At 70.2% G+C, this 21,622-nt stretch carries 16 protein-coding genes; 14 read left to right on the forward strand and 2 right to left on the reverse strand.

Features of this window, described 5'->3' with window-relative positions; translation table 11 throughout:
* Positions 1–19: 19 nt before the first annotated feature.
* Positions 20–2,419 (reverse strand): protein kinase domain-containing protein, encoded by a 2,400-nt coding sequence (locus ACFFJD_RS17265; RefSeq protein WP_382366425.1) that lies wholly within the window; start codon positions 2,417–2,419, stop codon positions 20–22.
* Positions 2,420–2,659: 240 nt separating this feature from the next.
* Between ACFFJD_RS17265 and pheS the strand changes: the two genes are divergently transcribed.
* The 3 genes from pheS (at position 2,660) to ACFFJD_RS17280 (ending at position 7,459) form a co-directional block, all read left to right on the forward strand.
* Positions 2,660–3,712, forward strand: coding sequence for a phenylalanine--tRNA ligase subunit alpha (gene pheS, locus ACFFJD_RS17270; RefSeq protein ID WP_382366427.1), 1,053 nt, complete (start codon positions 2,660–2,662; stop codon positions 3,710–3,712).
* Between the two features lie 70 nt (positions 3,713–3,782).
* The gene (gene pheT, locus ACFFJD_RS17275) at positions 3,783–6,281 is read left to right on the forward strand and encodes a phenylalanine--tRNA ligase subunit beta (protein ID WP_382366429.1); all 2,499 of its coding nucleotides are present in this window, start codon (positions 3,783–3,785) and stop codon (positions 6,279–6,281) included.
* 17 nt (positions 6,282–6,298) lie between these two features.
* Positions 6,299–7,459, forward strand: coding sequence for a metallophosphoesterase (locus ACFFJD_RS17280; RefSeq protein WP_382366431.1), 1,161 nt, complete (start codon positions 6,299–6,301; stop codon positions 7,457–7,459).
* Between the two features lie 41 nt (positions 7,460–7,500).
* On the opposite strand, the gene ACFFJD_RS17285 is transcribed toward ACFFJD_RS17280, so the two are convergent.
* A complete protein-coding gene (locus ACFFJD_RS17285) occupies positions 7,501–8,931 on the reverse strand; it encodes a wax ester/triacylglycerol synthase family O-acyltransferase (RefSeq protein ID WP_382366433.1) in 1,431 nt (476 codons plus the stop codon).
* A 234-nt stretch (positions 8,932–9,165) separates the two neighbouring features.
* On the opposite strand from ACFFJD_RS17285, the gene ACFFJD_RS17290 reads away from it, so the two are divergent.
* From ACFFJD_RS17290 to tyrS, 11 genes are all read left to right on the forward strand, one after another.
* Positions 9,166–9,402 carry an amphi-Trp domain-containing protein gene (locus ACFFJD_RS17290; protein WP_382366435.1) on the forward strand — a complete coding sequence of 79 codons (237 nt, stop codon included), beginning with the start codon at positions 9,166–9,168 and terminating at the stop codon, positions 9,400–9,402.
* Positions 9,403–9,479: 77 nt separating this feature from the next.
* Positions 9,480–10,517, forward strand: a complete 1,038-nt coding sequence (gene argC, locus ACFFJD_RS17295; protein WP_382366437.1) for an N-acetyl-gamma-glutamyl-phosphate reductase — start codon at positions 9,480–9,482, stop codon at positions 10,515–10,517.
* 41 nt (positions 10,518–10,558) lie between these two features.
* Positions 10,559–11,746, forward strand: a complete 1,188-nt coding sequence (gene argJ / locus ACFFJD_RS17300) for a bifunctional glutamate N-acetyltransferase/amino-acid acetyltransferase ArgJ (RefSeq protein WP_382366459.1) — start codon at positions 10,559–10,561, stop codon at positions 11,744–11,746.
* Positions 11,743–12,645: an acetylglutamate kinase gene (gene argB, locus ACFFJD_RS17305; protein ID WP_382366439.1), complete on the forward strand. Its 903-nt coding sequence runs from the start codon at positions 11,743–11,745 to the stop codon at positions 12,643–12,645. The genes argJ and argB overlap by 4 nt, the downstream gene beginning before the upstream one ends.
* The gene (locus ACFFJD_RS17310) at positions 12,642–13,838 is read left to right on the forward strand and encodes an acetylornithine transaminase (protein WP_382366441.1); all 1,197 of its coding nucleotides are present in this window, start codon (positions 12,642–12,644) and stop codon (positions 13,836–13,838) included. Before argB ends, ACFFJD_RS17310 begins: the two co-directional genes overlap by 4 nt.
* A complete protein-coding gene (gene argF / locus ACFFJD_RS17315) occupies positions 13,835–14,758 on the forward strand; it encodes an ornithine carbamoyltransferase (protein ID WP_382366443.1) in 924 nt (307 codons plus the stop codon). Before ACFFJD_RS17310 ends, argF begins: the two co-directional genes overlap by 4 nt.
* The gene (locus tag ACFFJD_RS17320; RefSeq protein ID WP_382366445.1) at positions 14,755–15,258 is read left to right on the forward strand and encodes an arginine repressor; all 504 of its coding nucleotides are present in this window, start codon (positions 14,755–14,757) and stop codon (positions 15,256–15,258) included. The genes argF and ACFFJD_RS17320 overlap by 4 nt, the downstream gene beginning before the upstream one ends.
* Positions 15,259–15,309: 51 nt before the next feature.
* Entirely contained in the window at positions 15,310–16,752 is a 1,443-nt protein-coding gene (gene argH / locus ACFFJD_RS17325; protein WP_382366447.1) for an argininosuccinate lyase, read from the forward strand.
* Positions 16,753–16,817: 65 nt separating this feature from the next.
* Entirely contained in the window at positions 16,818–19,820 is a 3,003-nt protein-coding gene (locus tag ACFFJD_RS17330; protein ID WP_382366449.1) for an AMP-binding protein, read from the forward strand.
* A gap of 27 nt (positions 19,821–19,847) precedes the next feature.
* The gene (locus ACFFJD_RS17335) at positions 19,848–20,072 is read left to right on the forward strand and encodes a Trm112 family protein (protein WP_382366451.1); all 225 of its coding nucleotides are present in this window, start codon (positions 19,848–19,850) and stop codon (positions 20,070–20,072) included.
* Positions 20,069–21,355, forward strand: a complete 1,287-nt coding sequence (gene tyrS, locus ACFFJD_RS17340) for a tyrosine--tRNA ligase (RefSeq protein WP_382366453.1) — start codon at positions 20,069–20,071, stop codon at positions 21,353–21,355. Before ACFFJD_RS17335 ends, tyrS begins: the two co-directional genes overlap by 4 nt.
* Positions 21,356–21,622 lie beyond the last annotated feature (267 nt).

The following is a 21,622-nucleotide window of genomic DNA, read 5'->3' on the forward strand; positions in this document are numbered from 1 at the left end:
GTCGATCCGAGTCGGCCGGTCAGTCCGGGATGGCGACCCGGACCGGGGTCGCCACCTTCGGCGACTCGTCGTTCGGGCCCTCGTTCGGGGTGCTGCCGTCACCGATCCGGCCGCCGCCGTTGAAGCCCCAGCAGTAGGTCTGATCGTCGGACATGGCGCACGAGGTGCTGGTGCCGGTGATCGCGGCGGTCACCTTGCCCAGCCCCTTGACCTGGGTGGGCGTGCTGATGACGTCGGCGGCGGCGTTGTTGCCGGCCTGCGCCAGGCGGTCGTTGCCCCAGCAGTAGACGCTGTCGTCGGCGGTGGCGCACATGGTGTTGATGTCGGTGCTGACCGTGCGGGCCGAGCCGGGCAGGCCGTCGACCTTCTTGGGTGAGCGCTGGTCGGTCGCGGTGCTGGAGTCGCCCTCGAACTGCGCGCCCCAGCAGTACACGTCGCCGTCGGCGACGGCGCACACCTGCGAGAAACGCACCTTGTCGGCGGTGCCGGAGCCCACCGAGACCGAGGTGACCTTGTCGAGGCCGCCGACCTTGGTGGGGGTGGGCTTGCGATCGGTGGTGCCGTCGCCCAACTGGCCGTTGCCGTTGTCGCCCCAGCAGAACAGTTCCTGCTGCTTGGTGACCGCACAGGTGGTGCCGCTGCGGACCTGCAGCGAGGTGACGTCGGCGATGCCGTCGACCTTGGTCGGCATCTCGATCTCCGACGCCGAGTCCGCGCCGCCCTCGCCGCGGGAGTTCCAGCCCCAGCACCAGACGTCGCCGTCGGAGACCGCGCAGGTGGTGTACTTGTCGGTGCTGATCGCGGTGACCTTGCCGAGGCCGTTCACCTTGAGCGGGACCGAGGAACTGCTGCTGGCGTTGTTGCCGAGCACGCCGAACAGTCCCGAACCCCAGCAGTAGGCGTCGTTCTCGGCGACCGCGCACGCGGTGACCTCGGGTTCGTCGCTCTCGTTGTAGCCGCCCAAGGCGATCGCGGTGACGTCGCTGAGCGTGCCGATCTTGGCCGGGGTCACGCGGTTGCTCTCCGAGCCGTCACCGAGCTGGCCGTCGCCGTTGGCGCCCCAGCAGTACAGCGAGGCGTCCTCGATCGAGCACAGGGTGCCCAGGTAGGAGGCCAGCGTGGCCTGCGCGGAGGCCGTCGCGACCACCGGAGGGGGATCGGACTTGGGCCACCACAGCGGCGAGGTCGCAGCCACGGCGATGAGCGCGACCGCGGCGACGGCGAGGGTGATGAACAAACCCTTCTTGCTCTTCTTCGGCGGCGCGCCGCCGGGCTGGCCGGGCATACCCGGCATCGGCGCCCACGCCTGGGCGGCCGCGGGGTGACCGGGCGGGTACAGTGGCATGGTTCCGTCGGGCATGGTGCCGGGTTGGCCGGGCGTCGACGGCTGGGAACCGTAGCCGGGCATCGAGGGCTGTGCACCGTAGCCCGCCGCGGCCGGCTGAGAACCGTACCCGGGCGGCTGCGAGCCGTAGCCGGGCATCGACGGCTGCGAGCCGTAACCGGGCACCGACGGCTGCGAACCGGGCGCCGACGGATGCGAGGTGTGGCCGGTGGGCGGCGGCACCGGTGCGATGGTGGTAGACGTGCCGGCCTGCGTGTGCGCCAGCGCGCGCTGAAGGTCGGCGGCGAAGGAGCGGCAGTCCGGGTAGCGGTTGGCCGGATTCTTGTCCATGGCACGCTGCAGGACCGGTGCCAGCGGTGCGAGATCGGGCCGGACGTGTGCGATGGACGGCACCGGCTGCTGCAAGTGCGCCATCATGATCGACGCCGAGGTGTCGCCGTGGTACGGGGAAGTGCCCGCCAGCAGGGTGTAGGTGGTGCACGCCAGCGAGTACTGGTCCGAACGGGCGTCGGCGGGGTGTCCGGAGATGATCTCCGGCGCGGTGTACGCCATGGTGCCGACCACCGAGTTCGCGGCGGTGAGCTGCGGGGAATCGGAGAGGCGGGCGATACCGAAGTCGAGCACCACGGCCCGCCGCAGCGCGCCGCTGTCCTCGCGGGTGATCACGATGTTGGCGGGCTTGATGTCGCGGTGGACCACCTGGCGCGCGTGCGCGTAGTCGAGGGCATCGGCCACCTGGCCCACCACCGTCACCACATCGGCGGCCGAGAGTCGCTCCGAGGCCAGGTCGGGGCCGTCGAGATAGCTCATGGTGAACCACGGTGCGCTGTCTTCGACGCCGTAGGCGTACACGGTGATGATGCTCGGATGATCGAGCGCAGCGGCGGTGCGCGCTTCGTTGGTGAACCGCTGCTGGAAGTCCGGATTGGACGAGCCGCCCACCGAGATGACCTTCATGGCCTCGCGACGCATGAGGTGTGGATTCTCCACGATGTACACATCGCCCATGGCCCCCGAGCCGAGTTGGGCGACCACGCGATACCCCGCGATTTGCGAACCTGGTGCGACCGGCACAATGCCTCCCTTATTGCGCGCCCGAGCGTGCGCGGCGGTCGTACCCCGGGGGCTACCCGGAGTTACGGCTAGATCGGATCAACTTACCTTCCTTTCAGAAACAGTTGGGGAGTTGGGCGGCGCGCGGCCGGGTTCGACGCCCATCTGTGACGCGTCGGGCCGGTGCGGATCCGGCGGCGCGAGTCCACTAGAATCTGCTGGTGACACCAGTCGTCTGATCTTGCGAGGAGCACTCAATCCGTGGCTGACGAGAACAACCAGCTCGAGTTCCCGACCCCCGAGGCTCTCGACGCCGCGGTCGCTGCCGCCGAAGCGGCCTTCGCCGCCGCCGCCGACCTGGACGAACTCGCCGCGGCCAAGACCGCGCACACCGGTGACCGGTCGCCGGTGGCCCTGGCTCGGCGGGCGCTGGGCGCGCTGCCGAAGCAGGAGCGGTCCAGCGCCGGCAAGCTGGTCAACGAGGTCCGCACGGCCGTCGCCGCCGCCCTCGAGGCCCGCACCGCGGTGCTCTCCGCCGAACGCGATGCGGCGGTGCTCGTCGCCGAATCGATCGACGTGACGCTGTCCGCGCCGCGCCGGCGCAGCGGTGCGCGGCACCCGATCACGGTGATCGCCGACCAGGTGGCCGACGTCTTCGTCGCCATGGGCTGGGAGATCGCCGAGGGGCCCGAGGTGGAGACCGAGCACCACAACTTCGATGCCCTCAACTTCCTGCCCGATCATCCGGCCCGATCGATGCAGGACACCTTCTACATCGCACCCGAGGGGTCGCGGCAGGTGCTGCGGACGCACACCTCGCCGGTGCAGGTGCGGTCGATGCTCGACCGCGAGGTGCCGATCTACGTCGCGTGCCCCGGACGGACCTTCCGGACCGACGAGCTCGATGCCACCCACACTCCGGTCTTCCATCAGATCGAGGGCCTGGCTGTCGACAAGGGGCTGACACTGGCGAACCTGCGCGGCACCCTGGAGACCTTCGCCAAGGCGCTGTTCGGGCCGGAGACCACCACCCGCATGCGGGCGAGCTACTTCCCGTTCACCGAGCCCTCCGCCGAGGTGGACGTCTGGTTCCCGGGCCGCAAGGGCGGCGCCGGCTGGGTGGAGTGGGGCGGTTGCGGCATGGTCAACCCGAACGTGCTGCGCGCCAGCGGTATCGACCCCGACGTGTACACCGGTTTCGCGTTCGGCATGGGCCTGGAGCGCACGCTGCAGTTCCGCAACGACCTGCCGGACATGCGCGACATGGTGGAGGGCGACGTGCGCTTCACCCAACCCTTCGGCGCGGCCCTGTAACTCGGCGCCGCCCGCCCGAACCACCATCCTCACCCACACCCTCACGGCACCGACGCGAAAGAAGTTCCCCGTGCGCCTCTCCCAGTCCTGGCTGACCGAAGCACTGCAGGCCGGAGCCCCCGGTTGGTCGGCGTCGACCGACGACATCGACGCGGGCTTCGTCCGCGTCGGTTTTGAAATCGAGGACGTCGAACCCTTCCCGACGATCACCGGTCCGCTGGTGGTGGGCCGGGTGGCCGACATCGAGGAACTCACCGAGTTCAAGAAGCCGATCCGGTTCTGCCTGGTCGACGTCGGCAACGACACTCCGCAGGAAATCGTCTGTGGCGCAAGGAATTTCAGCGTCGGAGATCTGGTGGTCGTGGCGCTCCCCGGTGCCGTGCTGCCCGGCGGATTCGAGATCGGCGCGCGTAAGACCTACGGCAAGATGTCGGCGGGCATGATCTGTTCGGTCTCCGAACTGGGGATCGGCTCGGATCACTCCGGCATCCTGGTCCTGGCGCCGGGTACCGCCGAGGCGGGTGCGAGCGCCTACGACATTCTGGGACTCGACGATGTGGCGATCGACGTCAACGTCACACCGGACCGCGGTTACGCCTTCTCCATGCGCGGCTTGGCCCGGGAACTGGCCAGCGCCTTCGCCGTGCCCTATGCCGACCCGGCGTCGGCGATCGCCGCGCCCGAGGCCGCGGCCGGCGAGCCGTGGCCGGTGGCACTCGACGACGACGGCCGCGCCGTGCGCTACACCGCCCGCGTGATCGAGGGCGTCGACGCCACCGCCGTCTCGCCGTGGTGGATGGCCAAGCGCCTGATGGTGGCCGGGATCCGGCCGATCTCCGGCATCGTGGACGTGACCAACTACGTGATGGCCGAACTGGGTCAGCCGTTGCACGCCTTCGACGCGGACAAGGTGGTCGGCACGGTGCGAGTGCGCGCGGCCCGCGCGGGGGAGAAGCTGGAAACCCTCGACGGCGTGGTGCGCACCCTGGACCCGGAAGACGTGGTGATCGCCGACGACTCCGGGCCGATCGCCCTGGCCGGCGTGATGGGCGGCGCCGCCACCGAGGTCACCGCGAGCACCACCCGCATTCTGCTGGAATCGGCCGACTTCGACCAGGTCCGAGTGTTCCGGACCGGCAAGCGCCACAAGCTCAGCTCCGAAGCCGCGAAGCGTTTCGAGCGGCGGGTGGATCCGGAGGTCACCGCCGTGGCCTCGCATCGGGCGGCCGCCCTGATCACCGAGATCGCCGGTGGACGCGTGGTCGGCGACCTGTCCGACGTGCGCGCGGCCGCCGAGCCGACCGCGGCGATCGTCATCGCGGCCGACCTGCCCGATGCGGTCGCGGGCATCGGTTACCCGACGGGCACCACCGCCGCCCGCCTGCGTGAGGTCGGCTGCCAGGTGACCGGCGACGACGTCACCGCCGAGGCGACCGCCCCGACGCTGACCGTGGTGCCGCCGACGTGGCGCCCGGACCTGACGCAGCCCGCCGACCTGGTCGAAGAGGTCCTGCGACTGGAAGGCCTGGAGGGCATTCCGGCGGTCCTGCCGAGCGCCCCCGGCGGCACCGGCCTGACCCCGCGGCAGCGTCGTCGCCGCGGAGTCGGCATCGCGCTGGCGACCAACGGTTTCGTGGAAGTGCTGCCGTACCCGTTCCTGCCGGCCGGCGTCTTCGACGTGTGGGGCCTGGCCCAGGACGATCCGCGCCGGGCCACCGTGCAGGTGCTCAACCCGCTGGAATCGGACCGCCCGGAACTCAACACCACCCTGCTGCCCGGGCTGTTGGAGATGACCGCGCGCAACCTGGCCCGCGGCAACCGCGACCTGTCGCTGTTCGCCGTCGGCCAGGTGGTGCTCGGCGGCGACCAGGGGCCCGTGGTCCCGGCGCTCGACGTGACCCGACGGCCCAGCGACGAGGACCTGGCGGCCCTGGACGCCTCGCTGCCCAAGCAGCCGGTGCACGTGGCCGCCGTCTTGACCGGACTGCGCGACCCCGCCGGACCGTGGGGGCCGGGGCGAGCCGCCGATGCCTACGACGCCTTCGAGGCGGCGCGCACCATCGCCGCCGCGTCCGGGGTGGAGCTGACGTTCGTGGCCGACCAGGAACTGCCGTGGCACCCCGGTCGATGCGCGCGGCTGGAGGTGGACGGACAGCCGGTCGGTTTCGCCGGTGAACTGCATCCGGCGGTGCTGGAGCGGGCCGGACTGCCCGCCCGACTGTGTGCCCTCGAGATCGATCTCGACGCGCTGCCCCTGACCCAGGTGCTGCCGTCGCCGCAGGTCTCGCATTACCCGGCGGTGCTGCAGGACGTGAACGTGGTGGTGGCCGACGAGGTGCCGGCCCAGCAGGTCCAGGACGCCTTGCGGGTGGGGGCCGGTGAACTGCTGGAGTCCATCGCCCTGTTCGACGTCTTCGTCGGCGAGCAGGTCGGGGCGGGGAACAAATCGCTGACCTTCGCCCTGACCTTCCGGGCCGACGATCGCACCCTCACCGAAGAGGATGCCAACGCCGCGAAGCTCGCGGCGGTCGACTACGCGGGCGGGGCCGTCGGCGCACGCCTGCGCTGACCGAGTCGGGGGGAGTCGTGGTCTGGGTCGTCGCGCTGGTCGCATTGCTCGTCGTGGTGGCGATCACCTTCTGGCTGCATCGTCGACTGGTGGTGGCCACGGGCCTGCCGCGCGGCTGGGCGGTGGTGGTCGACGGCGTGCTGATCGCCGGCATGCTGCTGGGCGTCTTCGCCTTCCTGCTCGGGGCCGGACTCTTCGATCCCTCGTGGGCGCGGCCGTTCGGCTTCGTCGGCTACACGTGGTGGGCCGTCGTCTTCTACCTGATGCTCGGGGTGCTGCTGATCGGCCTCATCGCGCTCGCGGTGCGGCTGACCGCGCGTCTCACCGGGGCGAAGCGTCCGGAGGGCCCGCAGCGTTGGCTGCAACTGGGCACGGCGCTCATCGTGGTGGCGGCGTTGGCGACGGTGGGCTACGGCCTGACCGAGGCGAACCGGGTGCAGGTGACCGAGGAGACCGCCACCATCGCCAAACTCCCGCGGTCGCTCGACGGCCTGCGTGTCGCGCTCATCACCGACCTGCACGTCGGGCCGGCGCGCGGTGTCGGCTTCACCCGCCGGGTGGTCGACGAGGTCAACGCGGCCCGGCCCGATGTGGTGATCCTCGGCGGCGACCTGGCCGACGGCACGGTGGCCGCGGTGGGCCCGGACCTGGAGCCGCTGCGCGACCTGGTGGCGCCGATGGGTGTCTACGGGGTCAGCGGCAACCACGAGTACCTGGCCGAGGACGACGGCGGCAACTGGCTGGACTTCTGGGAGACGCTGGGCGTGGTTCCGCTGCGCAACGAGCGCGTCGAGTTGCGGCGCGACGGCGCGGTGATCGATCTGGCCGGGGTGTACGACCGCACCGCGCCCGACGAGTACGCGCCGGATTCGGACGCCGCCCTGGCCGGGCGGGACACCAGCCGCGTGTTGATCTACGTGGCCCACCAACCGTTGCAGGCCGAGGACGTCCGCGGCCGCGGCGTGGATCTGCAGCTGTCCGGACACACGCACGACGGCCAGCTGTGGCCGTTCGGCTACGCCGTGGCGCTGCAGCAGCCCGTGGTGAGCGGCTTCGGCCAAGTGGGCGACGTGAGCGTGTTCACCTCCCGCGGCACCGGGGCCTGGGGGCCGCCGGTCCGCGTGGGGGCGCCGCCGCAGATCGTCGTGATCACCCTGCGTTCACCGCAGGGGCATTGAACCGCAGGGGCACTGAACCACGGGGTCACCGAACCACCGGGTCACTGGGGTCGGAGCCGGTCCAGTTCGTCGATGCCGGCTTCCCACGCGCGGGTGATCTCCCAGACGTCGGGGACGTTGTCCGGGCAGCCGACCACGCCGAGCCCGAAGCGGCCGTCGTACGAGACCGCCGTCAGATTCAGATTCATGTCCTCGAAGAGCGGTGCGAACGGATAGATCCCCTCCAGCCGCGCACCGCCGAGCCACAGCGGTTCTTGCGGGCCGGGGATATTGGAGAAGCAGGCGTGGAAGAACGGGGGCCGCAGCGGCGCCACCTCCTCACGCACATAGGTGTTGGCGGCCAGCGTCAGCAGCGAGGGCGGGACGAACTGGAACAGATCGGCGACATCCACGGCCGGGCCGCTGGGGCCGCGATCAGACTTCACGCGGTTGATGGCTCCGTGAATCACCTGCATCCGTTCCACCGGATCCTCGAGGAACACCGGTAGCCGCACCAGCGCCAGGCTCCAGTCGTTGAACGCGTCGTCATCGGCGGAGCTGCGCGTGGAGATCGGGACGAAGACCTGCAACGGCGCATCGGGCACGGTGTGGTGCACCAGCAGCCACTGGCGCAGGGCCGACGTGCAGGCTGCGACGAAGACATCGTTCACGGTCCCGCCGTAGGCGGCGGCGATGTCGCGCAGTCGGTCCAAGCTCACGTCGGCGTATGCTGAGTTGCGCCGTTCGGTGATCGGTCTGTTCAGCGGGGTGTCGGCCGGGGCCGCACGCAGCCGCGGATCGGCGTCGTCGCCGGGACGCGGGCGCAGGGGTGCACCGGCCATGTCGATCAGTCGTCGGGCGACCATGCGCCCGAGCTGCGGTGTGCCGCGACCGACCACCCGCGCCGCACCCACGACGTTCCCGGCGGCTTCGGCGATCCAGTCGGCCAGCAGCACCCCGGTTCCCGGCAGCGGTGCCGGCGCGACCGGTTCGGGGAGTTCCGGATCGTGGTCGGGGTCGGGGGAGAGCACCGTCGGCAGCAGCCGGTTCACCGCACCGACGCCGTCGGCGAGGGTGTGGGAGAACTTGAACACCACGGCGAGTCGGCCGCCGGCCAGTCCGTCCACCACCCACGCCTCCCACAGCGGCTTGTCGTGCCCGAGTCGATGCCGGTGGATGTCGTCGATCAGCGCGGCCACCTGCGCCGGCTCACCGGGGGCCGGGACCGCGAGGCGATACAGGTGTTTGCGAACGTCGAAATCGGGGTCGTCCACGAAAACCGGTTGCCCGATGCGAAACGGCTTGTGCACCAGTCGGAGCCGGATCAGCGGATTGAGCGGCAGCCGTTGGACCAGCAGGTCGTAGAGGCGCTCGGCATCGAAGCCGGGCCCGGCCCGCCGCGGGTCCACCACCAGCAGCGAGGTGATGTGAATGTTCATCGCTCCCGCTTCGGCATTCACCGGTAGCGCGTCAAAACCGGTGAGCCGTTCCATCCCCGATTCCCTTCTGGTCGTGCAGCTTTGGTCGTCGACCTCTCGTCGTCGACCGCTGGTCGTAGATCTCTGGGGAAGTCGACCACGATCCGGGCCCGCCGTGCACGGAATCGGCCGATCCGCGACCAAAGCCCCGACTCGATCGACCTCGTCGCCCCTTCGTGGCGCGGGCCGGTATGCCTTGCCATGATGGTGGGCGAGCCCACAAAAGTCTCAGATCTGGGAGGATCCATCATGAGCGACGAACTGTTCGAGTACGAGACGAAGGAAGAGCTCACCCGCGAAGAGGCCGCCGCGAAACTGCGCGAGTTCGCCGACACCATCGCCCGGCACAACGAGGTCTCGTTCGTGGAGAACAACAAGACGGTGCGCATCGACGTCCCCGACCGCGTGCGGCTGAAGGTGGAGATGGAGCGCGGCGTCGCGGGCGAGAAGTCCGAGCTGGAAGTGAAGCTGTCCTGGCGCGAGTGACGGCGTGGCCGAAGTCTGCGGCGACGCCGGGCAGGGGCTGAGTGAATGAACTTGCACCATCATGCATAATGATCGACATGACTGTTCGGATTGCGGTAGCAGGGGCCAGTGGCTACGCGGGCGGCGAGATTCTTCGCCTCCTGTGCGGTCATCCGCGCCTGGCGACGGGTGAACTGGAGATCGGTGCCTTGACGGCGGGCGGCAATGCGGGCACGCGCCTGGGTGAGCATCACCCGCACCTGCTGCCGCTGGTCGATCGCGTTCTCGCTGAGACTACGCCCGAGGTGCTCGCCGGGCACGACGTGGTGTTCCTCGGTCTGCCGCACGGGCAGTCCGCACAGATCGCCAACGCGCTGCCCCCGACCACGCTGATCGTCGACTGCGGGGCCGACTTCCGGCTGCGGGACGCGCACGAATGGACCCGCTACTACGGCGGCGAGCACGCGGGTACGTGGCCGTACGGCATGCCCGAACTGCTCGACAACCGGGCCGAACTGGCCGGGGCGAGCCGGATCGCGGTGCCCGGCTGCTACCCGACGGTGTCGATTCTCTCCATCGCTCCCGCGCTGGCCGCGGGGCTGGTGGCGCCGCAGGTCAACGTGGTGGCGCTGTCGGGCACCTCCGGCGCCGGCCGGGCGCCGAAGGCCGACCTGCTCGCCTCCGAAGTGCTGGGTTCGGCCCGCGCCTACGGAGTGGGCGGCGTGCACCGGCACACCCCGGAGATCATCCAGGCGCTCTCGGCGGTGGCCGAGTCACCCGTCGAGGTCTCGTTCACCCCGGTGCTGGTGCCGATGTCGCGGGGCATCCTGGCGACGGTCAGCGCACCCACCACGGCGTCGATCGACGAGATCCGGGCCGCCTATGCGAAGGCCTACGACGACGAGCCGTTCATCTACGTGCTCGGCGAGGGACGGTTCCCCGAGACCGGTTCGGTGATCGGCAGCAATGCGATCCAGATCGGACTCGCCGTGGACGAGCGGGCCGGCCGGCTGATCGCCGTCGGCGCCGTCGACAACCTGGCAAAGGGCACCGGCGGCGCCGCCGTGCAGTCGATGAATCTGGCCCTGGGCTGGGGCGAAACCGAAGGCCTGACGACAGTGGGAGTGGCGCCGTGAGCGTGCAGGACACACATCTGGAGCAGTTGATCGGCGCGCGCATGGTGCGGCGGCAGGGAGTCACCGCGCCGCTCGGCTTCCGCGCGGCCGGCCTCACCGCGGGCCTCAAGCCGTCCGGGAAGCCCGACCTCGCCCTGGTCTTCAACGAGGGCCCCGACCTGGGTGCCGCGGCCGTCTTCACCAAGAACCAGGTGAAGGCCGCGCCGGTGCTCTGGACCGCAGAGATCATCAAGTCGCGGCGGGTCCGCGCGGTGATCCTCAACTCCGGCGGAGCCAACGCCTGTACCGGACCGGAGGGCTTCCAGGACACGCACGCCACCGCCGAGGCCGTCGCTTCGACGCTCTCGAACTGGGGCACCGAGACCGGGCCCGTCGAGGTGGCGGTGTGCTCCACTGGAATCATCGGCGAGCGGCTGCCGATGTACAAGATCCTGGCCGGGGTCACCGAGATCGTCCACGAGATGGGCGGCGGGCTCGAAGGCGGCACCGACGCCGCCTGGGCCATCATGACCACCGACACCGTGCCCAAGCAGGTCGCCCTGCACCATCCCGGCGGCTGGAACGTCGGCGGCATGGCCAAGGGGGCGGGCATGATGGCGCCGTCGCTGGCCACCATGCTCGTGGTGCTGACCACCGACGCCAAGGTGGCGCCGGCGATGCTCGACACCGCCCTGCGTCGGGCCACCGCCCTGACCTTCGATCGTCTGGACATCGACGGTTCCACCTCCACCAACGACACGGTGCTGCTGCTCTCCTCGGGCGCGAGCCAGATCGAGGTGACCCAGGAGGAGCTCGACGCGGCGGTGTTCGCAGTCTGTGACGACCTCGCCGTCCAACTGCAGAACGATGCCGAGGGCGTCACCAAGAGGTGCTCGGTCACCGTCACCGGGGCACGCACCGAGGACGAGGCGCTCGCGGTGGCACGCACCATCGGCCGCGACTCCCTGGTGAAGACCGCGCTGTTCGGTGCCGACCCCAACTGGGGCCGGGTGCTGGCGGCGATCGGCGTCGCTCCGGTGGTGATCGACCCGAACACCATCACCGTCTCGTTCAACGGCTCGGCCGTCTGCGTCGACGGCACCGGCGTCCCCGGCGCCCGCGAGGTCGACCTGTCCGGCGACCGCATCGACGTGGTGGCCGATCTGGGTCTGGGCGACGCCGAGGCCACCATCCGCACCACCGACCTGTCCCACGCCTACGTCGAAGAGAACTCGGCCTACACCACATGAGCATGTCACCCCTGGACAAAGCGGCGGTCCTCGCCGAATCCCTTCCGGCGCTGCAGGCGCTGCACGGCCGCCGCGTGGTGGTGAAGTACGGCGGAAACGCGATGGTCGACGAGGAGCTCAAGGCCGCCTTCGCCGCCGACATGGTGCTGCTGCGCGCCTGCGGGATCCATCCCGTGGTGGTGCACGGCGGCGGCCCGCAGATCTCGGCGATGCTCGGCCGCCTCGGCCTGGACGGCGAGTTCCGCGGCGGCTTCCGCGTCACCACCCCCGAAGTGATGGAGGTGGCGCGAATGGTGCTGTTCGGTCAGGTGGGACGGGAACTGGTCGGTCTGATCAACACCTACGGTCCCTACGCGGTCGGCCTCACCGGTGAGGACGCCAAGCTGCTGACCGCGACCCGCCGCACGGTGCTGGTCGACGGCGAGCACGTCGACATCGGCCTGGTCGGCGACATCGCGGCGGTCAACACCTCCGCCGTCGATGACCTGATCGCCGCCGGACGCATCCCGGTGATCTCCACCATCGCGCCCGATGTGGACGGGGTGGTGCACAACATCAACGCCGACACCGCCGCCGGCGCGGTCGCCGATGCGCTCGGCGCCGAACACCTCGTGATGCTGACCGATGTCGAGGGCCTGTACACCGACTGGCCGGACCGCTCGTCACTGGTCAGCGAGATCGACACCGACGCCGTCGCCGAGCTCCTGCCGCGCCTGGACGCGGGCATGATCCCGAAGATGGAGGCGTGCCTGCGTGCGGTGCGCGGCGGGGTCCGCGCGGCCCACGTGATCGACGGCCGCCGCCCGCACGCGGTACTGGCCGCGCTGCTCACCGCCTCCGCCGCAGGCACCACCGTCGTCGCCCCCTCCGCACGCAACCAGGAAAGGCCCACCTCATGACCGCCCCCCTGCAGGAACGCTGGTCCGCCTCGTTCATGAACAACTACGGCACGCCGCCGGTGGCGCTGGTGCGCGGCGAGGGCGCGGTGGTCTACGACGCCGACGGCAAGCAGTACCTCGACCTGCTCGGCGGCATCGCCGTGAACGCCCTCGGACACGCCAACCCGGAGCTGGTGCGCGCGGTGGCCGAGCAGCTGCAGACGCTCGGGCACGTCTCCAACCTCTACATCTCGCCGACCGTGGTCGAACTCGCCGAGAATCTGCTCGATGCGTTCGGTCAGCCGGGTCGGGTGTTCTTCTGCAACTCCGGCACCGAGGCCAACGAGGCCGCGTTCAAGCTGGCCCGGCTCACCGGTCGGCCGCAGATCATCGCCGCCGAGGGCGGGTTCCACGGCCGGACGATGGGTGCGCTCGCGATGACCGGCCAGCCCGGCAAGCGGGAACCCTTCGAGCCGATGCCGGCCGGCGTCGACTTCGTGCCCTACGGCGATGTGGACGCACTGGCCGCCGCGGTCTCCGACCAGACGGCCGCGGTGATCCTGGAACCGATTCAGGGCGAACGCGGTGTGGTGGTCCCGGGACCGGACTACCTGGCCGCGGCCCGGCGGATCACCGCCGAGCACGGCGCGCTGCTGATCCTGGACGAGGTGCAGACCGGCATCGGGCGCACCGGCACGATGTTCGCCCATCAGCGGGCCGGGATCGTGCCCGACGTGATGACCCTGGCCAAGGGCCTCGGCGGCGGGCTGCCCATCGGCGCGGTGGTGGCCACCGGTGCGGCGGCCGAGCTCTTCGGGCCCGGTCAGCACGGCACCACCTTCGGCGGCAATCCGGCCGCGGCCGCGGCCGCCCTGGCCGTGCTGGCCTACATCGACGAGCACGACCTCCTCGCGCACGTCGATGCCCTGGGCAAGGCTTTGGCCACCGACATCGAGGCGCTCGAGCATCCGCAGATCGCGGGCGTCCGGGGCGACGGCCTGCTGCTGGGGGTGGTGCTGCGCGGCCCGATCGCCGCGGCGGCCGAGGTGGCGGCCCGCGAGCACGGCTTCCTCATCAACGCGCCGGCGGCCGACGTGCTGCGGCTGGCCCCGCCGTTGATCCTCACCAAGGCGCAGGCCGACGGTTTCGTCGCCGCGCTGCCCACGATTCTCGACACCGCGGCCGCTGCGGCGGCCGAACAGGAGCAGGCATGACCCGGCATTTCCTACGGGACGACGATCTGACCCCCGCCGAGCAGGCGCAGGTGCTGGCCCTGGCGGCCCGGATGAAGGCCGACCCGCACGGCTTCCGCCCGTTCGCCGGCCCCAAGGCGATCGGGGTGATCTTCGACAAGAACTCCACCCGCACCCGGTTCTCCTTCGAGGTCGGCATCGCCCAGCTCGGCGGCCACGCGGTGGTCGTCGACGGCGCGAACACCCAGATGGGCCGCGACGAGACGCTCGCCGACACCGGCCGGGTGCTGTCCCGCTTCGTCGACGCGGTGGTGTGGCGCACCTTCGGCCAGGACCGGCTCGAGGACCTGGCCGAGTTCGCGACCGTCCCGGTGGTCAATGCGCTCTCGGACAGCTTCCACCCCTGCCAGGTGCTCGCCGACCTGCTGACGATCACCGAACACAAGGGGGCCCTGGCCGGGCTGACCATGACCTACCTCGGCGACACCGCCAACAACATGGCGCATTCGCTGGCGCTGGGCGGCGTGCTGGCCGGCATGCATGTGCGGCTGTCGGGCCCGGCGGGATTCGCACCGGACGCGCAGATCCTGGCCGACGTCGAGCGCCACGCGGCGCAGACGGGCGGCAGCGTCACGGTGATCGACGACCCGGTGGCCGCGGCCACCGGTGCCGACGTGCTGGTCACCGACACGTGGGTGTCGATGGGCCAGGAGGACGACGGACTGGATCGCGTCGGCCCGTTCCGGCCGTACCAGATCAACAACGAGCTGCTCGGGCACGCCGCACCCGACGCGATCGTCCTGCACTGCCTGCCCGCCCATCGCGGCGAGGAGATCACCGACGAGGTGATCGACGGCCCGGCCAGCGTCGTCTTCGACGAGGCCGAGAATCGGCTGCACGCGCAGAAGGCGCTGCTGGCGTGGCTGCTGGAGCAGGCGTGACCGAGTCCGTGTCCAGCCATCCACGACTGGCCGCGACGCGCGCCGGTCGGCTGGCGCGGATCATCGAACTGCTCACGCGGCAAGAGGTGCGCAGCCAGGTGGAGTTGCGCCAGCTGCTCGCCGACGAGGGCGTCGACGTCACGCAGGCGACCCTGTCGCGGGACCTCGACGAGATCGGCGCGGTCAAGATCCGCGGCGCCGACGGGGGAGCGGGCGTGTACGTGGTGCCCGAGGACGGCAGCCCGGTCCGCGGCGTCGTGGGCGGCACCGCACGACTGGCCCGCCTGCTCGGCGACCTGCTGGTCTCGGTCGACTCCTCCGGCCCGACCGCGGTGCTGCGCACCCCGCCGGGCGCGGCGCAGTACCTGGCCAGCGCCCTCGACCGGGCGAGCCTGCCCGAGGTGGTCGGCACCATCGCCGGCGACGACACGGTCTTCGTCCTCGCTCGCGAGCCGATGACCGGGGCCCAGCTCGCCGAAACCATCGAACGACTCGTCTGACCGGCACCACCGGACCGACATCCACACATGACACACAGGAGTGATCACCAGATGGCCGACGACGCCAAGGCAACCCAAGAGGCCGGAGCCACCAACGCGGGCGCACTGTGGGGCGGCCGCTTCGCCGACGGCCCGGCCGCCGCGATGGCCGCGCTGAGCAAGTCCACCCACTTCGACTGGGCGTTGGCGCCGTACGACATCGCCGCCTCCAAAGCGCATGCGCGCGTGTTGAATCGGGCCGGTCTGCTCACCGACGGCGACCTCGAAGCGATGCACGCCGGCTTGGACCGGCTGGCCGCCGACGTGGCCTCGGGCGAGTTCGTCGCCGACGAGACCGACGAGGACGTGCACGGTGCGCTGGAGCGGGGCCTGATCGCACGCGTCGGCACCGAACTGGGCGGACGCCTGCGTGCCGGCCGGTCGCGGAACGACCAGGTGGCCACGTTGTTCCGGATGTGGCTGCGGGACGGTCTGCGACGGGTCGGAGCCGATGTGCTCGATCTGGCGCAGGCCCTGGTCGGTCAGGCGCAGGCGCACCCCGGCGTGGTCATGCCGGGCAAGACCCACCTGCAGGCGGCCCAGCCGGTGCTCCTGGGACACACCTTGATGGCCCATGCGCAGCCGCTGCTGCGCGATGTGGCGCGGATCGTCGACGCCGACCGGCGTCTGGCCGTCTCGCCGTATGGCTCCGGTGCGCTCGCGGGGTCGTCGTTGGGTCTGGATCCGGCCGCCATCGCCGCCGATCTCGGCTTCGACAGCGCCGCAGACAATTCGATCGACGCGACCAGCTCGCGTGACTTCGCCGCCGAAGCGGCCTTCGTGCTGGCCATGATCGGGGTGGACCTGTCCCGCCTCGGCGAGGACGTGATCCTGTGGAGCACACCGGAATTCGGCTATGTGACGCTCGCCGACGCGTGGTCCACGGGCAGCTCGATCATGCCGCAGAAGAAGAACCCGGATGTGGCCGAACTGGCCCGCGGCAAGGCCGGCCGGTTGATCGGCAACCTGTCCGGGCTGATGGCGACGCTCAAGGCGCAGCCGCTGGCCTACAACCGCGACCTGCAGGAGGACAAGGAGCCGGTCTTCGATTCGGTCGCGCAGCTCGATCTGCTGCTGCCGGCCATGACCGGTCTGATCGCCACCCTGGAGTTCCACGCCGATCGGATGGCCGAGCTGGCCCCGGCCGGTTTCACTCTCGCCACCGACATCGCCGAATGGCTTGTCCGCCAGGGCGTTCCGTTCCGCGTGGCGCACGAGGTCGCCGGTGCCTGCGTGCGTGAGGCGGAATCGCGCGGCCTGGGCCTGGCCGACCTGAGCGACGAGGACTTCCGGACCATCCACCCCGAACTCACGCCCGGCGTGCGCGAGGTTCTCACGGTCACCGGCTCGATCGAGTCCCGCAACGCGCTGGGCGGTACCGCGTCGGTACAGGTTGCGCGCCAGATCGACGTCGCCACCGCCACCATCGCCCAGTTGCGCTCCGCCCTCGCCTAGCGTGAGCCGGGCTTTTCCGGTTCGCTAGAGTGATCGGCATCGCATTGGGGAAAGAAGGTAATGCCGTGGCAGGACTGCCGAACATCGGGGGAACGATCGATCGGATCGTCGCGACGGCGCAGAACGGTTTGGAAGTCATCCGGATGGGAGGCTTCGAGACCGGCACCGAACCGGCTCCGTTCCGCGTGGTCGAGACCGAGCAGATGTACCGCCTGCGGCGCTACTTCCCCGACGATCCGGGCGACGGCTACTCGCACGTGATCCTGATCCCGCCGATGATGGTCTCGGCCAACGTCTACGACGTCACCGAGGACAACGGCGCGGTCTCGATCCTGCACCGGCAGGGGATCATCCCGTGGGTGATCGACTTCGGCTCGCCCGATCACGAAGAGGGCGGCATGGAGCGCACCCTCACCGACCACGTGCTGGCGATCAGCCGGGTCGTCGACCTCGTGCGGGGCGTGGTGGGCCGGGACGTCCACCTCGGTGGGTACTCGCAGGGCGGCATGTTCGCCTACCAGACGGCGGCCTATCGCCGGTCCGAGGGCATCGCCAGCGTCGTGACCTACGGCAGCCCGGTGGACGTGCTGGCCGCGCTCCCGCTGGGTCTGCCTGCGGCCCTGGCTGTTCCGGGCGCGGAGATCCTCGCCGACCGGGTCTTCAATCGGCTCTGGATTCCGAGTTGGCTCGCGCGCACCGGATTTCAGCTCGCCGACCCGGTCAAGACCGCACGCAGCCGCATCGACTTCCTGCGCAAACTGCACGACCGCGACGCGCTGCTCCCGCGCGAGGACCAGCGCCGCTTCATCGAGCAGGAGGGCTGGGTCGCCTGGTCCGGTCCCGCCGTGGCCGAGCTGCTGCGCCAGTTCGTCTCGCACAACCGGATGGTCTCCGGCGGCTTCGTCATCGACGGCGACATCGTCTCCCTGACCGAGATCCGCTGCCCCGTCCTGGCTTTCGTCGGCGAGACCGACGACATCGGACAACCGCTCGCCGTCCGCGGAATCGTCGACGCCTCGCCGGACGCGGACGTGTACGAGACCCTGGTGCCTGCCGGACACTTCGGTCTGGTGGTCGGTTCCACCGCCGGTCGGCTGTCCTGGCCCACCACCGCCGAATGGATCCGCTGGCGCGACGGTGAGGGCGAGGAGCCCGCCGAGATCGTCCCCATGGATCCGGACCGGCAGGGCAGCGGCACCGGGATCAGCTGGTCCAACCGCCTCACCTACGGGGTGGGGCAGGTGGCCGGCGCGGGCACGGCGCTGACCAAGGAGGTCGTCGAAGCGGTCGAGTCCATCCAGCGCACCTCCCGCGCGGTGGCCGCCGAGTCGGTGCGCACCGTTCCCCGGCTGTTCCGACTGGGCCAGATCCAGTCGTCGACGCGGATCTCGCTCGGCAAGCTGATGAGCGAGAACAACCGCCGCGGACCCGACGCGGACCTGTTCCTGTTCGAGGATCGGGTGCTCACCCACCAGCAGGTCAACACGCGTATCGACAACGTCGTCGCCGGCTTGATCGAGTGCGGCGTCCGGCCCGGTGAGCACATCGGGGTGATGATGGATCCGCGCCCGAGTGCGCTGGTGGCCATCGCCGCGCTGTCGCGGCTCGGCGCGGTCGCCGTGCTGCTGTCCACCGCCGACGACCTCGACGAGATGCTGACCATCGCCCAGACCCGCGCCATCGTCACCGACCCCGTGCACCTGGACGCGGCCGCCGCGGTCAGCGACCGCGTGCTGGTGCTCGGCGGCGGCGACCAGCGCGTCATCGATCGGGCCGACGGTGTCCAGATCGTCGACATGGAGCAGATCGAGCCGGAGCAGGTGCGCCTGCCGGCCTGGTACCGACCGGACCCGGGACAGGCCGGCGACCTGGCCTTCGTGCTGTTCACCCGCGTCGAGGGTCGTCTGACCCGGTGGTCGGTGACCAATCACCGGTTCGCGATGTCGGCCTTCGGAGCGGCCGCGGCCGCCGGACTGTCGACCTACGACACGGTCTACTGCCTGCCCCCGCTGCACCACGCCTCGGGCCTGCTGACCACGCTGGGCGCCGCCGTCGCCGGGCGCTCCCGGATCGCGCTGTCGCACGGGGTCGATCCCGAACGGTTCACGCAGGAGGTCCGTCGCTACGGCGTGACGGTGGTGTCCTACACCTGGACCATGCTGCGCGAGGTGCTGCACGCGCCCGGCTTCGATCCGGCGCAACTGGCCAGCGTGCGGCTGTTCATGGGATCGGGTCTGCCGTCCGGGCTGTGGACCGAGATCGACGAACGCCTCCCGCGCGCCAAGGTGCTCGAGTTCTTCGCCACCGCCGACGGTTCGGCCATCCTGTCGAACATCGACGGCAGCAAGATCGGTGCGATGGGGCAGCCGCTGCCGGAGACCAACGCGGTGGCGGTGGCGGCCTTCGACACCGAGCACGGACAACTGGAGGTCGACGCCGACACAGGGTTCGTCCGGCAGACCGAACCCAACGAGGTCGGCATGCTGATGGCCCACGCCGGTCAGCGGTTCGAGGTCAGCGGTCAGGTGCTGCGCGACGTCTTCCGTCGCCACGATCGCTGGGAGGTGTCCGGCCTGCTGTTCCGGCGCGACTACGACGGCGACCTCTGGTACATGGGATCGGTGTCGGCGCTCATGCGCAGCGCCGACGGCGTCGTGTATCCCGAACCGATCCGGCAGGCGTTGGCCGAGGCACCGACGGTGGACCAGGTGGTGGTCTACAGCGTGGGCGAGCCCGGGGCGGAGGTCGTCGTCGCGGCGGTCACGCTCCGCGCGGGGGTCACCTCCACCACCCCCACCCAGCTGCGCATCGCGCTCGGCGAGCTCCCCGCACGGCAACGGCCCCACGTGATCACGGTGATCGCGGACATTCCGGTCAGCGAGTCGTACCGGCCGCTGGTCGTCGACCGACGCATGCCGCGACCGGGCGCGCGGACCTGGTTCCGCGATGCGGACGGCCGCTACCGGCGGTATACCCAGTCGGCGGCCGAGACCCTCGACTGGTCCCGTCCCACACCGCCCCCGGTGCCGCACCGACCTTCCGGGGAGGCCCCCGCGGCCGCCGAGTAGCCTGGTGCGCGGCGAAAGGGAACACACATGACCTCACGTGCAGAGCAACTGGACCCGGTGGTGCGGGCGCGTCTCGTCTGCCCCCAGGACCTGGGCGAACTGATCGACGCCGGGGACGAGCTGTACAACCCGCGGCTGCGGGTGGCGTATGCGATCGACGACCTCGGGATCCCGAACATGCTGATCGCCGATGCGCGCAAGGTCGGCGACGACGAGCACCGCCTGCTGGTGGGCGAGGGGCAGGACAAGTGAGTGACGCGGTGGACACCGACTTCTTCGACGAACTGGCCTGGCGCGGCCTGATCGGCCAGTCGACCGATCCCGAGGCACTGCGCACGGCCTTGAACGCCGGCCCGATCTCGCTCTACGCCGGTTTCGATCCCACGGCCTCGAGCCTGCACGCGGGGCACCTGGTGCCGCTGTTGACCCTGCGCCGCTTCCAGTCGGCCGGTCATCGTCCAGTGGTGCTCTCCGGTGGAGCGACCGGGCTCATCGGCGACCCGCGGGACGTGGGCGAACGCACCATGAACTCCGCCGACACCGTGGCCGGCTGGGCCGACAAGATCGTCGGGCAGTTGCAGCGCTTCGTGGCCATCGACGAGTCGTCGACGTCCGCGGTCCTGGTGAACAACCTCGACTGGATCAGCCAGTTGTCGGCGATCGACTTCCTCCGCGACATCGGCAAGCACTTCTCGGTCAACGTGATGCTCGCGCGGGAGACGGTCAAGCGCCGGCTCGAATCCGATGGCATCAGCTACACCGAGTTCAGCTACCTGCTGCTGCAGTCGAACGACTACCTGGAGCTGTACCGCCGCTTCGGATGTGTCCTGCAGATCGGCGGCTCCGACCAGTGGGGCAACATCCTCGGCGGCGTGGACCTGATCCGCAAGGTCGACGGCGGCAGTGCGCACGCCTTGACGGTGCCGCTGGTGACCGCCGCGGACGGTACCAAGTTCGGCAAGTCGACCGGTGGCGGCAGCCTGTGGCTGGACCCCGAGCTCACCTCGCCGTACGTCTGGTACCAGTACTTCGTGAACACCGCCGATGCCGACGTCATCAAGTACCTGAAGTGGTTCACGTTCCTGACCCGCGAGGAGATCAGCGAACTGGAGGTCGCCGTCGCCGAGAAGCCGTTCCTGCGTGAAGCGCAGAAGCGTCTCGCCGCCGAACTCACCACCCTCATCCACGGTGCGGACCAGACCGCCGCGGTCGAACTGGCCAGCTCGGCACTGTTCGGTCGCGGGGAACTGGCCGAACTCGACGAGGCGACCCTGGCCGCGGCGCTGGGTGAGACCCAGATCGCCGAGTACGACGCCGGTGCCACGCCCACCATCGTGGAACTGCTGGTCGACTCCGGACTGGTCGCCGGCAGCAAGGCCGCGCGGCGGGCGATCGACGAAGGCGGCGCGTACGTCAACAACGTCAAGATCGCCGATGCGGACTGGACTCCGGCGCCGGCGGACCTGCTGCACGGACGGTGGTTGGTCCTGCGCCGCGGCAAGAAGACCTTCGCGGGTGCACGGATCGGTCGCTGACCAGCCGAGTTGTGTTCGCACTCGGCGGTGTGTAACTTAATCCAAGTCGTCAGCGAGCAAGTTTCCCGCAGAAATGCGAGAGATTGGGTTGACAACGAGGAAGTAAATCTTCTAGAGTTACTTTCACTGGTTGCGGTCGAGCCAGGTGGTCCCGGATGGGGTCGCCGAGCCCGGTTTGACAGTCAGGAAGCCAGGTGGCTAGGCTGGAGAAGTTGCCCGCAAGTCGGGTAGCGGATCTGAAGTGACAAGCTCTGCTCATTGAAGTTC

Source organism: Gordonia phosphorivorans, from assembly GCF_042432625.1.
GTDB classification, from domain to species: Bacteria; Actinomycetota; Actinomycetes; order Mycobacteriales; family Mycobacteriaceae; genus Gordonia; species Gordonia phosphorivorans.